17 protein-coding genes are annotated in these 20998 nt (G+C 35.3%); 8 read left to right on the plus strand and 9 right to left on the minus strand.

Features of this window, described 5'->3' with window-relative positions:
* Nucleotides 1-157 precede the first annotated feature (157 nt).
* Both VB796_RS08170 and VB796_RS08175 read right to left on the minus strand, forming a co-directional pair.
* Nucleotides 158-1516, minus strand: coding sequence for an HlyD family secretion protein (locus VB796_RS08170; protein ID WP_323346033.1), 1359 nt, complete (start codon nt 1514-1516; stop codon nt 158-160).
* Nucleotides 1517-1618: 102 nt separating this feature from the next.
* Complete coding sequence (locus tag VB796_RS08175) at nt 1619-3793, minus strand: peptidase domain-containing ABC transporter (protein ID WP_323346034.1); 2175 nt, start codon at nt 3791-3793, stop codon at nt 1619-1621.
* A 238-nt stretch (nt 3794-4031) separates the two neighbouring features.
* Here VB796_RS08175 and VB796_RS08180 point away from each other — a divergent pair, with 238 nt between their 5' ends.
* The 5 genes from VB796_RS08180 to VB796_RS08200 all read left to right on the plus strand — a co-directional run bounded on the left by VB796_RS08180 (nt 4032) and on the right by VB796_RS08200 (nt 9909).
* Complete coding sequence (locus tag VB796_RS08180; protein WP_323346035.1) at nt 4032-6434, plus strand: DUF5686 family protein; 2403 nt, start codon at nt 4032-4034, stop codon at nt 6432-6434.
* 231 nt (nt 6435-6665) lie between these two features.
* The gene (locus VB796_RS08185; RefSeq protein WP_323346036.1) at nt 6666-7154 is read left to right on the plus strand and encodes a (2Fe-2S)-binding protein; all 489 of its coding nucleotides are present in this window, start codon (nt 6666-6668) and stop codon (nt 7152-7154) included.
* A 3-nt stretch (nt 7155-7157) separates the two neighbouring features.
* The gene (locus VB796_RS08190) at nt 7158-7397 is read left to right on the plus strand and encodes a DUF4160 domain-containing protein (RefSeq protein WP_323346037.1); all 240 of its coding nucleotides are present in this window, start codon (nt 7158-7160) and stop codon (nt 7395-7397) included.
* Nucleotides 7397-7732, plus strand: coding sequence for a hypothetical protein (locus VB796_RS08195; RefSeq protein WP_323346038.1), 336 nt, complete (start codon nt 7397-7399; stop codon nt 7730-7732). Before VB796_RS08190 ends, VB796_RS08195 begins: the two co-directional genes overlap by 1 nt.
* 11 nt (nt 7733-7743) lie before the next feature.
* Nucleotides 7744-9909 carry a xanthine dehydrogenase family protein molybdopterin-binding subunit gene (locus VB796_RS08200; protein ID WP_323346039.1) on the plus strand — a complete coding sequence of 722 codons (2166 nt, stop codon included), beginning with the start codon at nt 7744-7746 and terminating at the stop codon, nt 9907-9909.
* Nucleotides 9910-10026: 117 nt separating this feature from the next.
* On the opposite strand, the gene VB796_RS08205 is transcribed toward VB796_RS08200, so the two are convergent.
* The 4 genes from VB796_RS08205 to VB796_RS08220 form a co-directional block, all read right to left on the minus strand.
* Complete coding sequence (locus VB796_RS08205; protein ID WP_323346040.1) at nt 10027-10404, minus strand: hypothetical protein; 378 nt, start codon at nt 10402-10404, stop codon at nt 10027-10029.
* 110 nt (nt 10405-10514) lie between these two features.
* A complete protein-coding gene (locus VB796_RS08210; RefSeq protein WP_323346041.1) occupies nt 10515-11210 on the minus strand; it encodes a hemerythrin in 696 nt (231 codons plus the stop codon).
* Between the two features lie 105 nt (nt 11211-11315).
* Nucleotides 11316-12149, minus strand: a complete 834-nt coding sequence (locus VB796_RS08215) for a universal stress protein (RefSeq protein WP_323346042.1) — start codon at nt 12147-12149, stop codon at nt 11316-11318.
* A gap of 99 nt (nt 12150-12248) precedes the next feature.
* Nucleotides 12249-13082 carry a universal stress protein gene (locus VB796_RS08220; RefSeq protein ID WP_323346043.1) on the minus strand — a complete coding sequence of 278 codons (834 nt, stop codon included), beginning with the start codon at nt 13080-13082 and terminating at the stop codon, nt 12249-12251.
* Nucleotides 13083-13246: 164 nt separating this feature from the next.
* On the opposite strand from VB796_RS08220, the gene VB796_RS08225 reads away from it, so the two are divergent.
* Both VB796_RS08225 and VB796_RS08230 read left to right on the plus strand, forming a co-directional pair.
* Nucleotides 13247-15640, plus strand: coding sequence for a heavy metal translocating P-type ATPase (locus VB796_RS08225; protein WP_323346044.1), 2394 nt, complete (start codon nt 13247-13249; stop codon nt 15638-15640).
* Nucleotides 15641-15784: 144 nt separating this feature from the next.
* Complete coding sequence (locus VB796_RS08230) at nt 15785-17659, plus strand: HsdM family class I SAM-dependent methyltransferase (RefSeq protein WP_323346045.1); 1875 nt, start codon at nt 15785-15787, stop codon at nt 17657-17659.
* Here the strand turns inward: VB796_RS08230 and VB796_RS08235 are convergent.
* Nucleotides 17623-18462 carry a hypothetical protein gene (locus VB796_RS08235; protein ID WP_323346046.1) on the minus strand — a complete coding sequence of 280 codons (840 nt, stop codon included), beginning with the start codon at nt 18460-18462 and terminating at the stop codon, nt 17623-17625. The genes VB796_RS08230 and VB796_RS08235 overlap by 37 nt on opposite strands.
* On the minus strand, nt 18428-18664 hold the full coding sequence (locus VB796_RS08240; protein ID WP_323346047.1) for a helix-turn-helix transcriptional regulator: 237 nt from the start codon (nt 18662-18664) through the stop codon (nt 18428-18430). Before VB796_RS08240 ends, VB796_RS08235 begins: the two co-directional genes overlap by 35 nt.
* 220 nt (nt 18665-18884) lie before the next feature.
* On the opposite strand from VB796_RS08240, the gene VB796_RS08245 reads away from it, so the two are divergent.
* Nucleotides 18885-19844 (plus strand): hypothetical protein, encoded by a 960-nt coding sequence (locus VB796_RS08245; protein ID WP_323346048.1) that lies wholly within the window; start codon nt 18885-18887, stop codon nt 19842-19844.
* 93 nt (nt 19845-19937) lie between these two features.
* On the opposite strand, the gene VB796_RS08250 is transcribed toward VB796_RS08245, so the two are convergent.
* Nucleotides 19938-20996: a response regulator gene (locus tag VB796_RS08250; protein ID WP_323346049.1), complete on the minus strand. Its 1059-nt coding sequence runs from the start codon at nt 20994-20996 to the stop codon at nt 19938-19940.
* Between the last annotated feature and the right edge of the window lie 2 nt (nt 20997-20998).

Raw genomic sequence — 20998 nt, forward strand, 5'->3', positions numbered from 1 at the left:
CTGCAACGTCTTCATGGTTATTTGACAAGAAAATTATCAAAGATTAGTGACAGATTATCTGCAACGTCTTCATTCATCGTTGTTTAACAAAAGAATTTGTTACCTGCAAGGTCTTCATTTCTGTTTTTGAAGGTTTTAGACGTTGCAGGCAACGTCTCTACTTTTGTTTCAATGCTGCTTTGGGTTCTTCTTTCAACGTAGGAGGGAAGGCATTGAGTTGTCGCCAGATTTCGTACCAAACAGGCACATCATCGAGCATTACCCAACCAACCACACCCGAACCCATGCGTAATTGTTTTGGCCAAGTTTGTTCGCCTTTGCCCAATTTAGGAACGATTAATAAACGATACTCGCCTTTGTTGTTGTCGATACGGTCAATTACTTTTACGATACCTCCAAAAGTACCCACCGTAGCCGAAGGCCAACCCGAAAATACCAAAGAAGGCCAACCTTCAAACTGCATTCTTACTTCTCTGCCAGGTTCAATTAATGGTACGTCCATTGCTTTTACATACATTTCAACTGCCATTTCGGGAGCTGAGGGTTGTAGTGTACAAATAGATTCACCTTCTTTAATTGTCTCGCCAATACCTGCTTTCAAGGCTTTTACGATATAACCCTCTTGTGGGGCTTTTACATAATATTGACCTCGACGAATATCCACATTGGTAATTTTATTCTGTAATTGTGATAATTCATATTCTCCTGTCGCCAAAGATGAAAGTGCCGAACTGCGGTCTGATTGTGCTTTGGCTATTTTCTCAGCGTATTCGGCATTGATAGAATTTAATTCAATTTTGGCGTTGATTAATTCTTGACGTGAAATGGCTAATTTATTTTGAATAGAAATTAATTTGGCTTGTACTTCTTGCAACTTCAACTTTCGAGATTCTAATTCGCTTAAAGAAACTAAACCGCCATTTTTGTATTGGTCTTCGCCACGGTCATAACGAGTTTGGGCAATATTTACTTGTACTCGTTCCGCCAGAGCGTCGGTACTGTCGGAAGTTACTTTTGCATAGCCCTGACGAACCTTATTACGAGCTTTCTGTAAACTAAATTGGTTGTTTTCTTGAAGAGCAACAATTTGATTATCAAGAGATTGTATTTTAAGTTGATAGCTTTTTATGGCATCGCCTTTTGCTACTAATTGTTCTTGCAAACGCTTGGGGTAATTAGGGTCAAAATAGTCGTCTTTCATCTCCGAAATCACCAAAAGAGTATCGCCAGCCTGCACTAAGTCGCCTTCACGAACAAGCCATTTCTCAATTCTTCCCGAAATAATATTCTGAATATTTTGTGGACGGTCTTTGGGCGTAAGAGCCGAAATATCTCCTTTGCCATTAACATTTTGTTGCCAAGGAAGAAAAAGAATTGCTACCAAAACTACTCCAATAGCAATAAGCCAACGTTTTAAAATGACTGCTGAACGTGGGGTATGCAATGTTTTTAGCGAGTGCAATTCATACTTTTCATGTACGGCTTCACTAACGCTTTGTTTAGATATATTTAGCATATTATTTTAGTATTTAGTCTTGGGTATTAAGTATTAAGAAAGGATTGTCTATTCTAATCCTGCATATTCTTGATACATTGTAAGTAATACTTGGGACAATCATTAATCAACCGCTTCTTGAAAAAGTGGATTTTTAATTAACTCTTTATATTTACCATCAAGGGTTATTTTGCCATCATTCAACACAATTACACGGTCGCAGGCTGCCATAATCATTGGGTCGTTTGAGATAGTCAAAAGCGTCCAAGGATTTGCTTTATCCGTCAAAAATGCAATGGCGCTCATGCGTTCAGCTTTGTGTAATTCCCGATAAATATCCGTAACCATTAATAATTTTGGTTTTTCAACAACACAACGAGCTACGGAAATTTTAGCGATAAAACTTTCAGAAAAACGTTTTCCACCTGCAATCATTTGGGTAGTTAAGCCTTCGCCCAACTCTCCAATATTGTTATTCATGTTGAGGTTTTCTAATGCCCACTGAACATCCGAAAGTGTAATACTTGCTCGCCCCATCACGATATTTTCTAATAATGTTCCATCAAAAATCAAATCAGTTGCTAAATTTCTTTCAATGGCATCACGAATTGAATTTAGTTCTATGTCTCTGATTGATAGATTGTTATAAGAAATCGAGCCTTCGAAATCTGTAAAAATAGCAGAAAGTATTTTCAATAAAGTTTCCTTTCCAGAACCATTTGTACCCGTAATACAAATACTTTCGTTGGGTTGTATTTCAAGATTGAGTTTTTCCAAAACGTATTTTGCTCCGTCGGCATATTTATAACTCAAATCTTGCATTTTGATGGCTAAACCTTGGTTTTGTTCGTGAAAATTAACCTTTAAACCTCGTTGACGTTCCAAAGGTAAATCTGTGACATGACCCATTTTTTCAATAGCAGTCAATAAATCGAAAACCGTTTCTGTTCCCGAAATAAGTTTTTCAACCGAGTTTACCACCAATACAATGATAATTTCGGAAGCGACAAATTGTCCCAATGAAATCTGGCGGTCAATCACTAACGATGTTCCTAAAACCAACAATAAACCCGTAATAAATGCTTTGAAAAAGACGGCATTACCATAAAGATTTAGTAGAATTTTATAGTGTTTCTTTCTGTATTTCAGATAGTTATTAACCAAATAGTCCATTTTTTGCATCGGTAAATTGGTAGAACCAGCCGACTTGAAAGCGTACAATGTTCTTGCAATGTCTTCTAACCATTGAGCCACTTTATACTTGTATTTTGACTCTGCCAAACTGGTTTCCATACCTTTAGGAGCATTGTAATAAATCACAATGATGACAATGGCAATGGTCAAAAAGCCAAATGCAATGAAATACGGATGATATAGGGAAAGTAAAATAATACCAAAAAGAATTTGAATGACGGCAGCGGTCATATCAATTAATACTTTTGGAAGTGCTTTCTGAACGTTGATAACATCGAAAAAACGGTTCATCAATTCAGGAGCGTAAGACCCTAACAAAGATTCCGATTTTACTCGTGGGATTCTGTATGTAAATTCAAAGGCAGCTTTGGTAAAAACCCTTCGTTGGAGAATTTCCACTAAGGTTAGCTGATAAATTTGCATTACCCCAGAAATAATCACCCCAATAATTACCACCGCAATCAGAACATAAACCGAACTAAATGCCAAACCACCTGAAACTAATCCGATAATTGCTTGAATACCAAGTGGTAATGATAAACTGATGATACCCACCACAATGGCATAAATGTAAATATAGCTGATGTCCTTTCGCTCGTTTCTAAGCATCTTGAACAAGCGTTGGAGTGGTGTGAAAACCTCAATTTGTTCTCTGTCAGTAATATTTTCGAGTGGATAAACACCTAAAAATCGGACTTTACCGTTTTTAGAATTATCAGGATTGTCTTCAATCACGGTTGGATTGAAAGTGGAATCAGGTGAGATTTCCTCAAAATCTTGACTGTCAGAAATTTGATAGAAAAAAGGTTTCTTTGTTTTGAGTAATCGACCTCCTAAAACAATTTTATTATCATTAAAAAATATGACAGGGTGGTCATTTTCTTGAATGAATTGTTTGAACTCCTGTTTGCTGATGTAATTTTCAACGAGTAGGAAGTTTTGTTTTCGGGCTGTTTCGATTAAATCGTTAATGAATGAATTAATATCCGACGACGAATATTGTTTAGTTTCAGAGAATGCCGAATGATTTGCAAAATTATCGAAGCCAGTTCCGTAAAACTCGGTCAGTTTCTTGACAATAAGGCTTAACTGAGTAGATTGCATAGTTTAGATTTTTGATGAAAATTAATTGATTTACTTTAACAACGTCTCTAATAAAATTATGGTTTTAAAAATACATTAAAAAGATATTAGAATCACCTTTTGTTATGAGAAAAAGATACTTTTAACCGTTTCCTAATAATTAATGATTACGAAATAATACTATCAAAGTTTGTTTGTAATTTTGTATCCTCTTAAAAATCCCACCTATTTTACTTCGAAACAGAAACAAAACTAAATGATGCTTCAACGATTTTTTTTACTTTTTCTGGTGCTTTATGCCTCTGATTCATGGGCTTTTACAAAAATCTTTGAAGATTCTGTTCAAGTGTCGTCGATTATTCAGAAAGCTATTGCAGCGGCTCCATCTCACGATAAATCTTATGCTAATTATCAGGCTGAAACTTTTATTCAAAATTCAGGAAAATGGACTCGCATACCCAATGTTTGGAAATCATTGTTGGTGAACGAAGGAGTGGAAGAAGGTTTGACTTATCAATCAGAGTCGTTTGTGAAATTTTCAGTAAATAATTACAACGATTATTTATTTGATTATCAGGCTATTAGGAATAATTATAAAGCTGAAGGTCGTCCCGATAAATTTGTAAATCCCAATTTTTATAAATCAATTTTGGGAACGGGGGCTATCTCACCAATCTCGCCGAAGGCATTTAATTACTATGATTTTCAGTTACTTAGCATCACCGAAAAAGATGGTGTTAACATTTTTCGTATTCGAGTTTCTCCCAAGCGTCATAATGATGAAAAGGTTTTTAGCGGAGAGTTTTCAATAACAGATAAAGATTTTTCGATTCAAGATATTGATTTAAAAGTTCGTAATTATGCCGTAGATTATCATTTTCAAATTCAATATACCCAACATTTGAAGCAATGGTTTCCTCAAATCATTCGTATCAAAACTTCTGGCAGTTTGATGGGTTTTGATGGTGAATATCAATATTTGGCTAAGGTTTGGAATTATCAAGAACTCAGTGTTGAGCAATCAGAAAAGATTAAACGACCAAGCGAAGAAAACTTTGAAGAAATTGTCAATGTTCAAGAACGCAATTTTGAAGTTCAGCAATTTAAGCAAGTGATGTCTGCCATGGGGGCGAATCTTCGTAATCAATGGAGTGATGCCAATATTGCGTCAGGATTGAAGCGTTATGATAAAATTGAAGTTTCAAACGAAGCAGATAAAAGAGTTAATGGTTTTTGGAATAATATAAAAAATGATGCTGATTTTCAGGTTTTTACCCCTGATTTGCCTATTTCTGGTAAAAATAAAAATACGCTTCCTCCTCAGCCCGATGAATTTTCAACGTACCGACAAGCTAATCAAAAATTTGGTATTGGTAGCGTATTATTTAGTCGCTCGTATTTTTGGGGAAGTACCCATCGAGGTTATTATCCCTATGAAATTTACTACAAAGCTCCACTTTTAGACTTCAATTTTAATACCGTAGAAGGCTTCGTGCATAATACAGGAGCGATTTTTAGGTACCGTAAAAACCGTTATGATTGGTGGGAAATTGACCCTACTTGGCGATATTCTTACACTCAAAACCGTTCGATGGGAATGGTGAAAATTCGTTGGAAAACCCAAAAAGAAGATTTCAGTATTTCGGGTGGAAAATTTGTTTCTCAGTACAATGTAGATACGCCGATTGCCTTCGATTTGAACTCTTTGGCAACACTTTTATTGAAAAAGAATAACGTAAAAATCTACGAAAAAGAGTTTGTTAACATCAGTTTTAATGACCGTTTTTCTAATACATTAGGTATAAAGTCATCGTTGGAATGGGCAAGACGCTATCCACTCGAAAATACGACAGATTATAATTGGGTTAATTATGGTGCTGTTTCATATTCGCCTAATTTTCCTGTAAATCAAGAAATTGGAGCGAGCCAGTTTAAGACTAATGACGCTGTTATTGCCAGTTTTCAGCTCAATTATCGTCCCTTTTTGAAGAAACAATATCGTAATAATATTCGCACGGTTGACTTCGCTTCGTCGCCATTGATTACGTTTAAATATCGTGGGGCAATTCCACAACTGTTTAATAGTCAGATGGATTTCCATACAATTGAATTGGGAATTACGCATAATTTTCCATTGAGTGTCAATACCAATTTTAATTATATTGCTCAAGCAGGGACTTTTTTAAGCGCCAAAAATATGACTTTTGCTGACTACAAGCATTTCAATGGAAATAACAATATGGTTTCGATTGGTGATGCTGTAACAACCCATCGTTTGGTTGGTTTTTATGATAATTATGTTTGGGGAGCGAGTAAGAAATTAATTGACCAATATTATTATTCAACTAACGGAGCATACATTGATGTTATGACGATGGTGGGTTTACGGAAATTTGCTTTGACTCAGTTGCCTCAAATTCGTCGTTTGGGTTTACGAGAGGAATTTTTTGTTAATTATTTATATACGGCAAATAATAAGATTCATAATCTCGAATTTGGCTACGGAATAGATGGACTTGCCCGAATTTTACGAGTAGAAGCCGTTTTTAATTATAATAGTTTAGGAATTCCTCTTCCGAATAATACCTTCAAAAATACCCAATTCGCCATTCGCCTTTCATTGAACTCAAGAGTACGTGGAGGTGTTACTCCTGAATGGTAAATCAAATGTCTGAACTATGATTTTTATGATTGATAGATGATGTGTTTCTATGTCTTGAAATCCTGTCATCCAATGAATCATAGTTCAGACATTTTCCTTATCCTAAAATCCAATCATCCAATAAATCATAGTTCAGACTCATCATCACAGCCCATCACAATAAATTTTGAACAAAGCGGTTTATTTTTTACTTTTAATTACTGATTTAGGACAATCTAAAAAGATATTATAATGGCAAAGTATAATCTTACCGTAAATGGTAAAAAATATAACGTAGAAGCTGATGCCGATACACCACTTTTGTGGGTAATTCGTGATTATGTAGGCTTGAAAGGCACAAAATTTGGTTGTGGAATGGCTCTTTGTGGAGCTTGTACTGTTCACCTTGACGGGCAACCTGTGCGTTCATGTTCAACGCCGATTTCTACGTTGAAAGCTATCAATAAAATTACAACTATCGAAGGGATTTCAACGAATACCGACCACGCCGTACAAAAAGCATGGATTGAGGCTCAAGTTCCACAATGTGGTTATTGCCAATCGGGTCAAATTATGTCAGCGGTGGCTTTATTGAAAGAAAAAACTAATCCAACCGATGAAGATATTGACGTAGCAATGTCGGGAAATATTTGTCGTTGTGGAACGTATCCACGCATTCGCCAAGCCATTCACCGTGCGGCTGAATTGATGAAAGATGGTGGTAATTCTACTGGGAAGTAATATATGCCAGTAATAGAATTATTTGAAGGGATTAAAATTTTGATGTTTGCAAATGACCATAATCCACCCCATTTTCATGTATATTATGCAAGTTTTAAGGCGATGATTGAAATTTCTTCTTTGCAAATTATTAGAGGAGAATTGCCTAACAAACAATATCATAAAGTTGTAGAATGGGCTGAACTAAGACAGCAAGAATTGTTAGAAGATTTTATAAATCTAAATCCTCAATTAAGAAAGTAATGAATAATATTCCATATATCACTCAAATTCTAAAAATTGAACCCTTTAAAGTGACTTGTCTTTGGAATACAGGAGAAGTTAGAGTTAACGATTTTGAAGAAGAATTTGTAATTCCCGATAGATTAGAAATTTTTTATAGATTGACAAATTATGATATTTTCAAATATGCCTCGGTGAGTGAAGAAGGTACTTTACAATGGGTAAATCTACAAGTATCAATGAAAATTTTGGGCAAGGATTTAATATCCCCTTTTGATTTAGACCCTGTGACATTATACGAAAATAGCCATTCAATTAAAGAGTATAAATTAGTGATGACGGAGGAATTCGTTTAAACACAACTCAAATGAAAAATAACTCTCGCAGAGACTTTATAAAAGCCACATCTTTGTTGGCTATTGGTTTTTCGTTACCATCTTTTGGTAAAACAGAAACAATCGTTCATAAAATTGATACTACCAATATAGCTACTTTAGGACTTGAATTGAATCCGTATATTCTAATTAATGATGCGGGTAAAATCACACTTTTTAATGCTCGTCCTGACATGGGACAAGGTACGTATCAATCACTTCCTTTGCTTTTGGCGGAGGAATTAGAAGTTACCCTCGACCAAGTTGAAATCCGCAATACAGACGGACAGGGCAAATATGGCTCTCAACTTTCGGGTGGTTCTTCGTCTATCCGTACTCGTTGGACTCCCATGCGAACCGCAGGGGCAGCCGTGCGTGAAATGTTGATTACGGCAGCCGCTAAAAAATGGCAAGTGCCTGTAAATGAATGTTATGCGGAAAGTGCAAAGGTATTTCATAAGCCTACCAATAAATCATTCACTTACGGAGAATTGGTGGAAGAAGCCTCAAAATTGGAAGTACCGAAAGCACCAAAATTGAAAGATGCCAAAGACTTTAAATTATTAGGAAAATCGGTTCCACGTCCAGAAATTCCTTCTAAAGTAAACGGAACGGCAGTTTTTGGTTTAGATGCCGTAGTGCCAGGAATGTTGTACGCTACCATTGAGCATTCGCCGACAATGCTTGGAAAAGTAATAAGTTTTGATGGTGCTGAAGCCATGAAAATTAAAGGCGTGAAATACATACTGAAAACTGAACGCAAAATGCCTCATAGAACGGTTGAAGCCGTAGCTGTTGTTGCAGATAATTATTGGGCAGCGGCTAAAGGACGTAAAGCCTTGAAAATTAAGTGGGATAGTGAAGGTTCTAATAAAATTTCGAGCGATGCGTATTATGCTGACCTTAAAGAATTAGGAAAAACCGCAGGTGAAGTTTATAAAGGTGATACAAAAGGTGATTTTGTAAAAGAATTTTCGGGAGCAACCCAAAAAATAGAGGCTTCTTATCAAACTCCATTTCTGGCTCATGCTCCGATGGAACCCCAGAATGCAACGGTTTGGGTACAAGGGGATAAAGTAGAATTGTGGGCACCAACGCAAGGGCCTGATGGATTAATTCCTGAAGTGGCACAATATCTAAAAATCAAACCTGAAAACGTGAAAGTGAATGTTCCGTTTATGGGTGGAGCGTTTGGTAGAAGGGCATATTACGATTATGTGATGGAAGCTTTGCATATCTCAAAACAGGTAAATGCACCCATAAAATTAATTTGGACTCGTGAAGATGACACCGCTCAAGGACCTTTCCGACCTGGAATGTTGTCTGTTTTGGAAGGTGGAATTGATGCTAAAGGTTCGGTTGTGGGGCATAATCATAAAATTGTGGGGGCTTCTATTCAGCACCAAGTTTTTGGAAGTCCATTGAAAAATATGCCAGACGACTGGGCTTCTGAAACGGCAAATGTTGAAGACAGTCCTTATGATTTTGGTAGTCGTAAATTGAGTTTCCACTTAGCCAAAACGGATATTCCAATCTTGTGGTGGCGTTCGGTTTATTCTTCAACGACGGCTTTTGGTCAAGAGAGTTTTATGGATGAATTGGCTCATGCGGCTAAAATTGACCCATTGGCTTTCCGTTTGGATATGTTGGCTGACTCTCCACGATTTACAAGAGTGTTACAAGTTTTAGCGAAGAAAGCAAATTATCACGCTAAACTTACTGATGGTCAGGCGATTGGTATTGCCGTTGCTCGTTCTTTTGGAACAATTGTGGCTCATGCCGTAACGGTTTCTAAAGACGGTAAAGGTGCTAAAATTGATAAAGTTGTTTCGGTAATTGACTGCGGAATGACCGTGAATCCAGACAATATCAAGGCTCAAACCGAAGGAAATATTGTGATGGGGGTAACGGCAGCCATTAAAAACGGAATGACTTTTAAAGATGGACAAGCTGAGCAAACGAATTTTCATCAATATAGTGTATTAAGAATCAATGAAATGCCAAAAGTAGAAGTGCATATTATTGAAAACTCAGAAGCTCCAGGTGGCGTTGGCGAGCCAGGTTTACCACCAATCGCTCCAGCACTATGTAATGCCATTTTTAATTTGACGGGTAAGCGTGTAAGAACTTTACCTTTTGAAATTGATAATATTGTGTAGTTTTATTTGCACGCTGATGACGCTGATGTTCCAACGCAGATTGACATAGATTTTTATAAATCCTGTAAATCTGCGTTACGATAGTATCTGCGTTATCTGCGTGCTATTTGTCCCTTCTTACAAATACTTCGATAAAAACTGATAAAATTCCTTCTTGGTATCTTTAAAATCCGTTGCGGTAAATTCCATCAAATCTTCTAAGCTTTCGTCCGTTTCAATCATTTTTACATTGATATACTTGGGTTGCTCAATGGCATTTTGGATTAATGATTCTTCCTTCAATTTTACGTCATGCAGTAACTCATCTAAGTGAAGATTCATGATATAAAATTTATTTTCAAAATGCTCAACTTCAATTTTGATGTCTTTTGAGGTATTTTTAGAAGCAACTTCGTCTAATCTTTTCTTGAAAAATGGAATTTCAGTTTTGTAAAATTCTAACTCTCTTAGCCAATCTTTACACATTACGTGCAAGTGCGAAATGGTATCTTTCATAATTTTAATATTGTTGATTTTAATTGTTTTGGTTTTATAGTAGGACAGGTTTCCAACCTGTCTATGGTAGTATATTTGACAGGTTGGAAACCTGTCCTACCAATCACTTATTACATTTTTAATTTATTTTCTAATTCTACCACCATCGGCACTAAAACGTGGTCTTCAATGATGGCGTGTTTCCGCAATTCAATTTCAAAAAAGTCAACTTGATTCATGAAGATTTTGAATGGCAATGGAATACTTTCATCTCCAGAGAATTGTTTGATTATTTTGGAAACTTCTTTCAATTCATCTTCAATGGGTAAGTGACTGGCAATGAATTTTTTAATAGAAAAAAATGGGTCAATTGATAAGTTTTTAGCACAAACCGTTTTGGTTTTTGAAGCTAAAAGCATTCGTCTGATATACGGAAAGAGATAGCGTTCTTCCATCCGAATATGGGCGGTTAATTGGTTTTTATAATTATTAAAGAATACCATCAAACTGCTTAAAAGTAGATGACTTTCTGCGTATTTGGAATAAATATGTAACATCGATTGTTCAATCTCTGGAAGTTTTTTTTCTAAATAATACTGATGAGTTGCTTGTAAATAATTGAGAATATCTTCAATGGAAAATTTCTGCATTTTCTCATACACAAAATCCTCCTCATCGTTATACAATTCGAGAATCAACTCAATTAATTCATGGTTTATTTCCCAATTATCCACTGGATTTTTGAGGTTAACATTCGCCAATCTTTCTGTGATTAATTGCAGAATTTTTGTGTTATCCATAATATCATTTACCGATGTCATAGTCATAAGAATGAAGGTTTTGTTTGTGTTATTGGAGGTTTTAGGTGTTGGGTTTTAGGTGTCTGGAATTTACTAAAACCCAACCACTAAAACCTAAAACCTATAAAGAACCTATTTTCTAAAAGTAAGAATGGGTAATTTTGCTTCTTGTACAAAATGTTTGGTTACGCTGACATCAAATATTTTTTCTAAGAAAGATTTTTCATGAACCGCCAATGCCAAAATGCTTGGTTTGAAGGTTTCGATGTACGTTTCTAAACCTTCAATTACGTCCTCTCTTTTGATATTTCTGATAAGAATATTTTCCTGTTTGAACTCTTCTCTCAAATCACCCACTTTTTCTTGCACTACACTTTCTGTATTTTGTTCAAAGAAATCATTAATATGAATGACCTTATTGAGTGTCTCTAAAGGTTTTACAATGTCTAAGAAATGCTGTGTTGCAGTGACTTCATCTTCCTTAAAATCAGCGGCATACATGATTTTTTGAGGTTGTTTGATATGCGTATGAGAAGGAATAATCCAAACTGGACAAAGAGCCTCTTTCATCACTTTTTGGGCATTTGTTCCTAACCATTTGTCCAAAATATCAGAGGCTCCTTTTGTTCCCATCACAATCATATCGGCTTTTATTTCATTGGCTATTTCTACGATTTTATCCGCAGGAAAACCATATTCAACCCGTTGAGAAACTCTTGTTGGATGAAGATGTGCCTTTGAAATGAAGGTTTCTGCAAACTTTTCTAAATCCTCAATAGCTTCCTGTTTATTACTTTCAATGGCACTTTGAGCTTCATAAGCCATTGGGTTTTCAGGAACCATTGGAATAAAATAGGTATTGAGAATAACAATATTTGCGTCGTATATTTTGGCTAACATTCCTGCATATTCGGAGGCATGAGCCGCATTTTTACTAAAATCAGTCGGGAAAAGAATCGTTTTCATAGCTTTTGAAGGAGTTAAAATTGATGCGTTAAATGTGAGATTGTCTGTAAATATTTTAATAGATTACGCTAAATAATAACGACTACTTGCTAAGAAAAATTACTTTTTGAAAGTTAGAATTGGTAATTTGGCTTCCTGCACAAAATGATTGGTTACGCTGGTATCAAATATTTTTTCTAAGAAAGATTTTTCATGAATTGCCAAAGCCAAAACGTCTGGTTTGTGGGTACGAATGTAAGTTTCCAGCCCACCAATAATATCGGCTCTATTAACATTATGCACGTTTACTTCATCTTTTTCAAATTCATCTTCTAAATAATGCACCATTTCTTGTACGGCATGACCAACATTGAGTTCAAAATAGTCATGAATATGAACAACGTTACAAACTGCCCCTAACGGTTTAGAAAATTCTAAGACCTTTTGCGTTGCCAATACTTCATCTTCCTTAAAATCAGCGGCATATAGAATGTTTTGAGGGTAATTAATGGCTGTATTTTCTGGAACAATCCAAACTGGGCAAGGGGCATTTTTCATCACTTTCTGTGAATGCGTACCGAGCCATTTATCAATAGCATTATTTGCTCCTTTTGTTCCCATCACAATTAAATTGGCACTGATTTGTTTGGCGATTTCTGTAATTTTATCGCCCACAAATCCATACTCAACCATTTGAGATATGCGGTCGGAAGCTAAACTGTTTTCTTCAATAAATTGTGCCGTAAAGTCCTGTAAATTCTTTTCAGCGTCTTTTCTGTTTTGCATGATGAAATTCTCTATTTCATACGGCAATTGGTATTCTGACACAGTTGGAACTGAATATACATTTAGTAAGACCACCTTAGCATTCAAGCGTCTTGCCAACATTCCTGCATACTGCGATGCGTGGGTGGCGTTGGTGCTAAAATCTGTTGGGAATAGTATCGTTTTCATGCAATAGTTTTTTAAAATTGATATACCAAAATTGACAAGAAAAGCTGTTTTTGTACATGAGGAAACATAGATAGAAACATGACTTTTATCAGTTTGTACAGGAATATTCATCATGGTATTTGGATAATGAGGTAGTGAACTTTGATGGGAAATAAGCGAAAAAAATGACAGCCACCACTACCGATACCTCCCAACTTTGTTTTCATTGTGGCATTGAATGTCCCGATGACCATATTCATATCGACGAAAAATATTTTTGTTGTAATGGTTGTAAAACGGTGTATCAAATCTTAGAGGAAAATAATCTTTGTCAGTATTATGACTTGGAAAAAATGGGTGGAAATTCTCCACAAATTGGTCAGTTTTCCTTTTTGGATAATGCCGTTATCGCCAACAATTTGCTTGATTTTCAGAATGATAGTATTGCTAAAGTTACTTTTTATATACCTTCAATTCATTGTAGCTCATGTTTGTATTTGCTCGAAAATTTGTACCGCTTGCATCCCGCAATCGAGCGTTCGCAAGTCGATTTTTTGAAGAAACAAGTAAGTGTTACCTTTCAACACAAAGACATAACCTTCCGCCAAGTTGCCGAATTATTGACCTCTTTGGGCTACGAACCGATGATGTCGCTGAGCGATGTGGTGAAGGAAAAACAGAAACCCACTTACCGTAAATTACTCACACAATTGGGCGTTGCGGGGTTTTGTGCGGGAAATATCATGCTCTTTAGTTTTCCTGAATATTTAGGATTACAAGATGCTACCTACAAAAATCTCTTTGGTTATTTAAACATCATTTTGGCAATTCCAGTGGTGTTTTATTCGGCTTCTGGCTATTTTGAATCAGTTTATAAAAGTCTCCGAAAAGGCATTGTCAACATTGATTTTCCGATTTTGTTGAGTATTCTCGTAGCATTTTGTCGAGGAATTTATGAAGTCGTTTTTAATAACGGAGCGGGCTATTTTGACTCGCTGACGGGTTTAGTTTTCTTCCTGTTAATTGGTAAATGGTTTCAGCAAAAAACCTATAATTTCCTGTCTTTCGAGCGTGACTATAAATCGTATTTTCCCTTAGCGGTCACTCGATTATTATTCGGGAAAGAAGAAGCCGTTTCAATTAGTGATTTGAAAAAAGGCGATAAAATTTTAGTGAGAAATGGCGAACTAATTCCTGCTGATTCAATGCTTTACAAAGGCAATGCCCAAATTGATTACAGTTTCGTAACGGGTGAGTCTGCTTTGGAAGAAAAACAATTGGGCGATTTCCTCTACGCAGGTGGACGACAAGTAGGAGGGACGATTGAAATGGAGGTTTTGAAAGAAGTTTCTCAAAGTTATTTGACCCAACTTTGGAACAACGATACTTTTCAAAAAGAGCAAGATAGTCGGATAAAAACTTTCTCGAATGCCGTTGGGAAATACTTTACTTTTGGTGTGCTTACTTTGGCATTTTCGGTGGCTTTGTATTGGTATTTGCAAGACCCAAGTAAAATGCTAAATGCTTTTACTGCCGTTTTGATTATTGCTTGTCCGTGTACATTATCGTTGAGTTATCCTTTTGCTTTGGGAAATGGTTTACGACTTTTAGGAAAGCAATATTTCTATCTCAAAAATGGAGAAGTAATTGAGCAAATGGCAAATTGTGATACCATCGTTTTTGATAAAACGGGAACGCTAACAACTGCCGAAGGTTCAAAACCTCAATTTTATGGAAATCGTAAATTATCAAGTTTTGAAGAGCAAATGATTGCGTCATTAGTACGAAATTCGTCTCACCCTATTGCTCAAAAAATCAAACATTTAGTTGCTCAAAATGATTATTTGACAATTGAAAATTTCAGAGAAATTGAAGGGAAAGGAATTGAAGGAGAAATTGATGGATTGCCCCTAAAATTAGGCTCAAGCAAGTTTTTAGGACTTTCAACAGAACTTTTTAGTCAGCAAAATGCGGAGGCTTCTGTGGCTCATGTGGCTATCAATAATCATTATTTAGGCTATTTCTCAATGCCTAATTTTTACAGAGAAGGCATAGAAAATACGATTGCTGAACTGAATAAAAAATATCAGACTTTTTTGCTTTCGGGAGATAATGAAGCAGAACGCCATAACCTCGAAAAGTATTTTTCAAGAAAAGAAAACTTGTACTTCAATTGTAGTCCACAGGATAAATTATCGTTCATCAAAAAACTACAAAACGAAGGGAATAAAGTCATTATGATTGGGGATGGTTTGAATGATGCAGGAGCATTAAAACAAGCCGATGTGGGTATCGCTATAACGGATGATACGCTCAATTTTACGCCTATGAGCGACGCTATTTTGAGAGCAGAACAATTGAGTAATTTACCCAAGTATTTGAATTACAGTGATTTTGGATTGCGATTAATTAAGTTTAGTTATATGTTTTCATTAATGTATAATTGTATTGGTTTGACGTTCGCCATTCAGGGTACACTTTCGCCAGTCGTAGCGGCGATTTTGATGCCCGTGAATTCGATTACCTTAGTGGGTATTGCCTCATTAGGAATGATTTGGGGCGGACGCAAATTAAAATAGAGTGATTAGAGTTTGTTGTTTGTGGGGAAAGGCGACTTCAGTTTTGGGGTTGCCTTTTTTGTTGTTGAGCCAATTCGTAGTTTGGTGATGTTTTTGTGGGCATTTTTTTTTATCTTTGTTACTCAAAGTCAACATTAAATAAGGATGAAAAAAGGAGTTTTAAATGAAATGCTTAAATCATATTTTCTCAATATAATTGAGCAACATTTGATTTTTTGTTATTTGACGAATAATAAACTTTACTATACTGAAAATTCAATTTTGACTAATTACTTGATTGATTTTCAGCAAGATGAAAAACTTTGTTTCGATGTTTATAACCTTGAAATTACAACAATAAAAGAACTCGAAAATTATCTTGAACTTTTAATTCCTGTTGATGATAGAAAAGTGAATGGAGCATTTTTTACGCCTAATTATATTGTTGATTTTATTATTAGTGAGCTTAAACCTAAAGAAAAAGAGAAATGTCTCGACCCAAGTTGTGGATGTGGTGCATTTTTGATTGGGCTCGCAGAATACTATAAAAACACATTTAGTAAATCAATAAAACAAACGGTTCAAGAGAATATTTTTGGTTCGGATATATTGGATTACAATATTGATAGAACTAAACTTTTATTGACTATTTATGCCTTACAGAATGGTGAAAATTTAGAAGAAAGTGATTTTAATTTATATACCCAAGATAGTTTAAAGGCTGCATGGAAAACTCAATTTGATATTATTATTGGTAATCCTCCTTATGTAAAATTCCAAGACCTTTCAGAAGAAAATAGAACATATTTAGCCAAAAACTGGACGACTGTTGAGGGAGGGACATTCAATCTTTATTTTGCTTTTTTTGAATTAGGGTATCAACTTTTGAAGCCAACGGGTAGATTGGGTTTTATTACGCCCAATAATTATTTTACATCTTTGGCGGGTGTTTCATTACGTAATTATTTTCAACAGAAAAAATGTGTTTCTCGAATTATTGATTTTAGTCACAAAAAGGTTTTTGATGCTCAAACGTACACGGCTTTAACTTTTTTGAATAAAAAAGAGAATGAAGCACTTACTTTTGATAGAATAAAGGACGGTTATAAACCCGAAGATTTTTTGCCAATTGCTAATGGTTCTCCTAATTATTTCAAAGATTTGAATAGCCAAAAATGGCGTTTGTTGAAATCAGACGAACAGAAAAATATTAAAATCATTGAAAATATAGGTACGCCAATAAGTATTCTTTTTGATATTTGTGTGGGTATTGCAACGCTAAAAGATGATGTTTTTTTTGTAGATGGAAGTATAGAAAAAGATGGGTTTTTCTTAAAAACTACCGAAAATGGGACGTTTGAAATTGAGAAAGAGATAACTAAATCGGTTTACAAAATATCGAATTTTAAATCGCAAGCAGAAATCGCAAATAATACGAAGAGAATTATTTGTCCTTATCATATTGGTAAAGGAAATGCTATGCCAATTTCTGAACAAGAATTTGCTACAAAATACCCAAAATGCTACGCTTATTTATTGTCTGAAAAAGAAAACCTATCGACCCGAGACAAAGGAAAGGTTAAATATGAGCCATTTTTTGTTTGGGGAAGAACGCAAGGTTTGAATAAGTTTGGCAAACGAATTTTAAACCCTACGTTTAGTCAATTTCCAAGATTTTTGTTAGTAGAAGAGGAAGAAGCCTTCTTTACGAATGGATATGGGTTGTTTTTTAGAGAACCAAAGACAACCTTTTCTTTATTCGACGAACCCGAAAACCCTTTAACATTAATAGAAAATATAGCAGCGGTTCAAAAAATCTTGAATTCTTACTTGATGCACTACTATGTAAGTAAAACGAGTGTATCTATTGAAGGTGGTTATCCTTGTTATCAGAAAAATTTTATTGAAAAATTTACCATTCCAATGTTCACAAAAGAGGAAATCAATATCCTGAAATCATTGAATGATAAACAAGAAATAGATAAATTTTTAATTGATAAATATCAATTGAATTTGTCTTTACCAAATCTGGTTTCGTAGATGGTTAGCAAATCAGTAATAAAATTGGGGAAACTCAATTTTTCAATACTTGCGATTGAGTTTTTAGGTAATAAATTATCTCTTTTTAATTCTTCATCAGTATAGTAAATCTTTGGAATGCTCTGACTAAAATCCACAATTAATAAACAAACTCTTTCGTATTTATAGTGGTCTATTTTAGTATCATTTCGCCCATTAACTGCTCCAAACGAAAGTAAATATTTTTCAATGTGCTTATCGACGTTAGTGAGTTTTTTGTATTTTACACTTTTCTTATTGGCTTCATTACTATCATATTCATTTACTGAAATCATATAAAACTCACCCAAAACCATCTTCTCACAGCGTAAATGTAGATTTAACGCTTCTGCAAATGTTCGTTCATAAAGTGTATCGAAATTTTTTGCTGAACTACTCAACTGACTTCGGACATTAATGGTTAAAGTTTGTTCAGTGAAATCAAAGCCATAATTATCTTTTTGTCCGTAAAGAATTCCTTCAAAATTTAGAATTTCTTCTGTTTTAGTTAGATAATTGGGAATAATAGAAACGTCTTGATTTTTACGTTTGAAAAAGCCTGCAAGAGATAATTCGCCGTGGCTTTCTGCCAGTTTTGGACAAATTAATTCTGGATTGACATTGTTTTTAATTAAATCAGACTTGACAATTTCGTGAAGTAGTTTTATTGGCTTCTGGCTACGAATAAGGTTGTTCTTACCCTCAGTACCAGCGGTTTTTATAGCATTTTCAATAGATTTTTTAATCTCGTTAATGGCTTGTTGTAGGTTTATCAAATTCGTCATAATCAAAAAAGGTTTTTAGCGTTACGTTTAGTGCAGTGGCAATTTTTTCAATATTCACTATGGATATATTACGACTACCGTTTTCAACCGAAGCAATATAACTTCTATCTAAATCAGCAGAATAAGCCAAGTCTTTTTGTGACATTGCCGAAATATCTCGTAAATGCTTAATTCTTTGTCCTATTTTTCCTTTAACATCCATAACACAAAACTCAAAATTTGTTGACTATAAATCAAAGACTATAAGTAACATTTGAGACTATCACTAAAATAATTGAAATGAAAAATACTAATCTTAGGGGTAAATCCCCATTCATTTGTCCCTTAACAAAACATTAACACCTCATTAACAAGTCGTTAATAATACTTTGGCTGTTTTTCTGTTCTAATGGACAAATAAATAAATTTAACCAATCACGAAAATGAGAAAATACATGGTGGCTGTAATGATAGTAATTTCTACTATTTCATCGGCAATGGCACAATATGGCAATCAAGGCTACGGATATGATGATGACAGATATTATTATGATAATGAGTTTGACTGGCACTGGGATATTAGAGTGCGTATCAGCGATGGTATTCAAAGAGGATTGATTACTCGGAATGAATCCAATATTGTTTATCGCCGTTTGGAGGATTTGGAACGTAAAGAATATGCGTATCAATCAGATGGAATTTTTACGAGTTGGGAACAACAAGAAATTTGGGATGATGTGGTGTATCTAAATCGCCGAGTTGGTATTGAATTGTACGATAATGACCGTTCTTTTTATGGTTTTGATGTTTATGGTTACGACCGCCGTGGGTATCCAAGATGGTATTATCAAGGTGGTTTTGATTTCTTCAGATTCGACAAAAGAGGTTTTGGTAGCATAACGCTTGGTTATGTGCCACGTCCAAATTATAACGGTTGGTACAGAAATGACCGAAATCAGGTGGCTCGTAGATATTATTCAGAAAGAAGTCAATACAATAAAAGAAATAATGATTCTCGTGGTAACGACAGAGCTGACCGTAATAATAGAGGTAATTCAAGAAATGGAGGCTACGACAATAATAGAGATAGAGAACGTTCTAACCGTGTAGAGCCAAATCGTGGGGATAATAATGGTGGATATTCTCAGGGTAGAAGTAATGACCGTGTAGAGCCAAATCGTGGGGATAATAATGGTGGATATTCTCAGGGTAGAGGTAACGACCGTGTAGAGCCAAATCGTGATAATAATAATGGTGGATATTCTCAGGGTAGAGGTAACGACCGTGCTAATAGAACCGAACCAAATAATAATGGTAGAAATTCTAACGGTCGTTCAGAACCATCGAGAGGTAATAACGGTGGTGGCGACAGACCCGCTGAAAGTAGAGGTGGGCGTAATTAATACAGGCAATTAATGCTGTCAATTTCTAACGCTGTCAGGGTTTTTGAACTCTGACAGCGTTTATCGTTCATAATGGACTACTTTCGGGATTTTTTATCCTCTTAAATTAACCAATTTTCGTTCATCTACAATTCGGATTTCGCTACCACTAATTTCAATTAAATGGTCGGCTTTGAAATCGCTTAATGTTCTAATTAATGATTCCGTTGCCGTCCCAACTACCGATGCTAAGTCGTCTCTTGATATTCTCATGGCAAAAGTTTCTTGTCCTTCACTTTTGTATTTTTTCGATAACATTACCAAAGCATCTGCCGTTCTTTTTCGGATAGAATTATACGCCATTTGCGTGAGTAATTTCTCTTTCTCTTGAATATCATTTGCCAACATTTTGATAAATTGGTTGGCAACTGTTTGATTACGAGTGATTAATTCTAAAAAGTCATGCTTCGGAATCCCAATAATTTCACAGTCTTCTAACGCCTCCGCTGACTCTTGATATTCAGTATTTTCGATGATAGCAATGTGTCCGAAGAAATCTCCCGAATTGTATAATCCCGTGATAAATTCTTTGCCGTCTCTGTTGGCTTGGAATGTTTTAATTTTTCCATGTTTCAAGAAATAGAACTTAATGGGTTCATCACCTTCGGCATAAATTAATTGTTTTTTCTTAACCGTTGAGATTTTTCTATCTGCCGAAAGCGAATGCAAATCAGCGTGTTTAGTAGCTTTTTGATAAAACTCTTCGATGCCTTCGTGGGTATTTTTAAAAGAATTTGAAAGCTTTTCTAATTTTTTGAAACGACTTTCAATAGCATTCAACAACTCAATTTCTTGGAAGGGTTTTGTCAAATAATCATCTGCACCCATGTCCATACCTTTGCGGAGGTCAGTTCTTTCCGTTTTGGCAGTTAAGAAAATAAACGGAATGTTTTGTAAATCAGGACTTTGGCTAAAAATATGCAAAACGCCGTATCCATCTAAAACAGGCATCATAATATCACAAACTACTAAATCTGGTTTGGTAGTTTGGGCAACTTCAACGCCTATTTTTCCATTTTCAGCCGTCAAAACTTTATAACCTGCCAGCTCCAAAATCTCGGCTGTGGTTTCTCTAATATCGTCGCTATCTTCTACTAAAAGGATTGTTTTCATAA

Source organism: Arcicella sp. LKC2W (genome assembly GCF_034931005.1).
In the GTDB taxonomy this organism is placed as follows: domain Bacteria; phylum Bacteroidota; class Bacteroidia; order Cytophagales; family Spirosomataceae; genus Arcicella.

Coding starts and splice junctions, on each gene's coding strand:
- VB796_RS08245 (WP_323346048.1), top strand. CDS start 18,885: ATGAGAAAATACATGGTGGCTGTAATGATAGTAATTTCTACTATTTCA.
- VB796_RS08190 (WP_323346037.1), top strand. CDS start 7,158: ATGCCAGTAATAGAATTATTTGAAGGGATTAAAATTTTGATGTTTGCA.
- VB796_RS08200 (WP_323346039.1), top strand. CDS start 7,744: ATGAAAAATAACTCTCGCAGAGACTTTATAAAAGCCACATCTTTGTTG.
- VB796_RS08230 (WP_323346045.1), top strand. CDS start 15,785: ATGAAAAAAGGAGTTTTAAATGAAATGCTTAAATCATATTTTCTCAAT.
- VB796_RS08205 (WP_323346040.1), bottom strand. CDS start 10,404: ATGAAAGATACCATTTCGCACTTGCACGTAATGTGTAAAGATTGGCTA.
- VB796_RS08185 (WP_323346036.1), top strand. CDS start 6,666: ATGGCAAAGTATAATCTTACCGTAAATGGTAAAAAATATAACGTAGAA.
- VB796_RS08170 (WP_323346033.1), bottom strand. CDS start 1,516: ATGCTAAATATATCTAAACAAAGCGTTAGTGAAGCCGTACATGAAAAG.
- VB796_RS08195 (WP_323346038.1), top strand. CDS start 7,397: ATGAATAATATTCCATATATCACTCAAATTCTAAAAATTGAACCCTTT.
- VB796_RS08225 (WP_323346044.1), top strand. CDS start 13,247: ATGACAGCCACCACTACCGATACCTCCCAACTTTGTTTTCATTGTGGC.
- VB796_RS08220 (WP_323346043.1), bottom strand. CDS start 13,082: ATGAAAACGATACTATTCCCAACAGATTTTAGCACCAACGCCACCCAC.
- VB796_RS08215 (WP_323346042.1), bottom strand. CDS start 12,149: ATGAAAACGATTCTTTTCCCGACTGATTTTAGTAAAAATGCGGCTCAT.
- VB796_RS08210 (WP_323346041.1), bottom strand. CDS start 11,210: ATGACTATGACATCGGTAAATGATATTATGGATAACACAAAAATTCTG.
- VB796_RS08235 (WP_323346046.1), bottom strand. CDS start 18,462: ATGACGAATTTGATAAACCTACAACAAGCCATTAACGAGATTAAAAAA.
- VB796_RS08240 (WP_323346047.1), bottom strand. CDS start 18,664: ATGGATGTTAAAGGAAAAATAGGACAAAGAATTAAGCATTTACGAGAT.
- VB796_RS08180 (WP_323346035.1), top strand. CDS start 4,032: ATGCTTCAACGATTTTTTTTACTTTTTCTGGTGCTTTATGCCTCTGAT.
- VB796_RS08250 (WP_323346049.1), bottom strand. CDS start 20,996: ATGAAAACAATCCTTTTAGTAGAAGATAGCGACGATATTAGAGAAACC.
- VB796_RS08175 (WP_323346034.1), bottom strand. CDS start 3,793: ATGCAATCTACTCAGTTAAGCCTTATTGTCAAGAAACTGACCGAGTTT.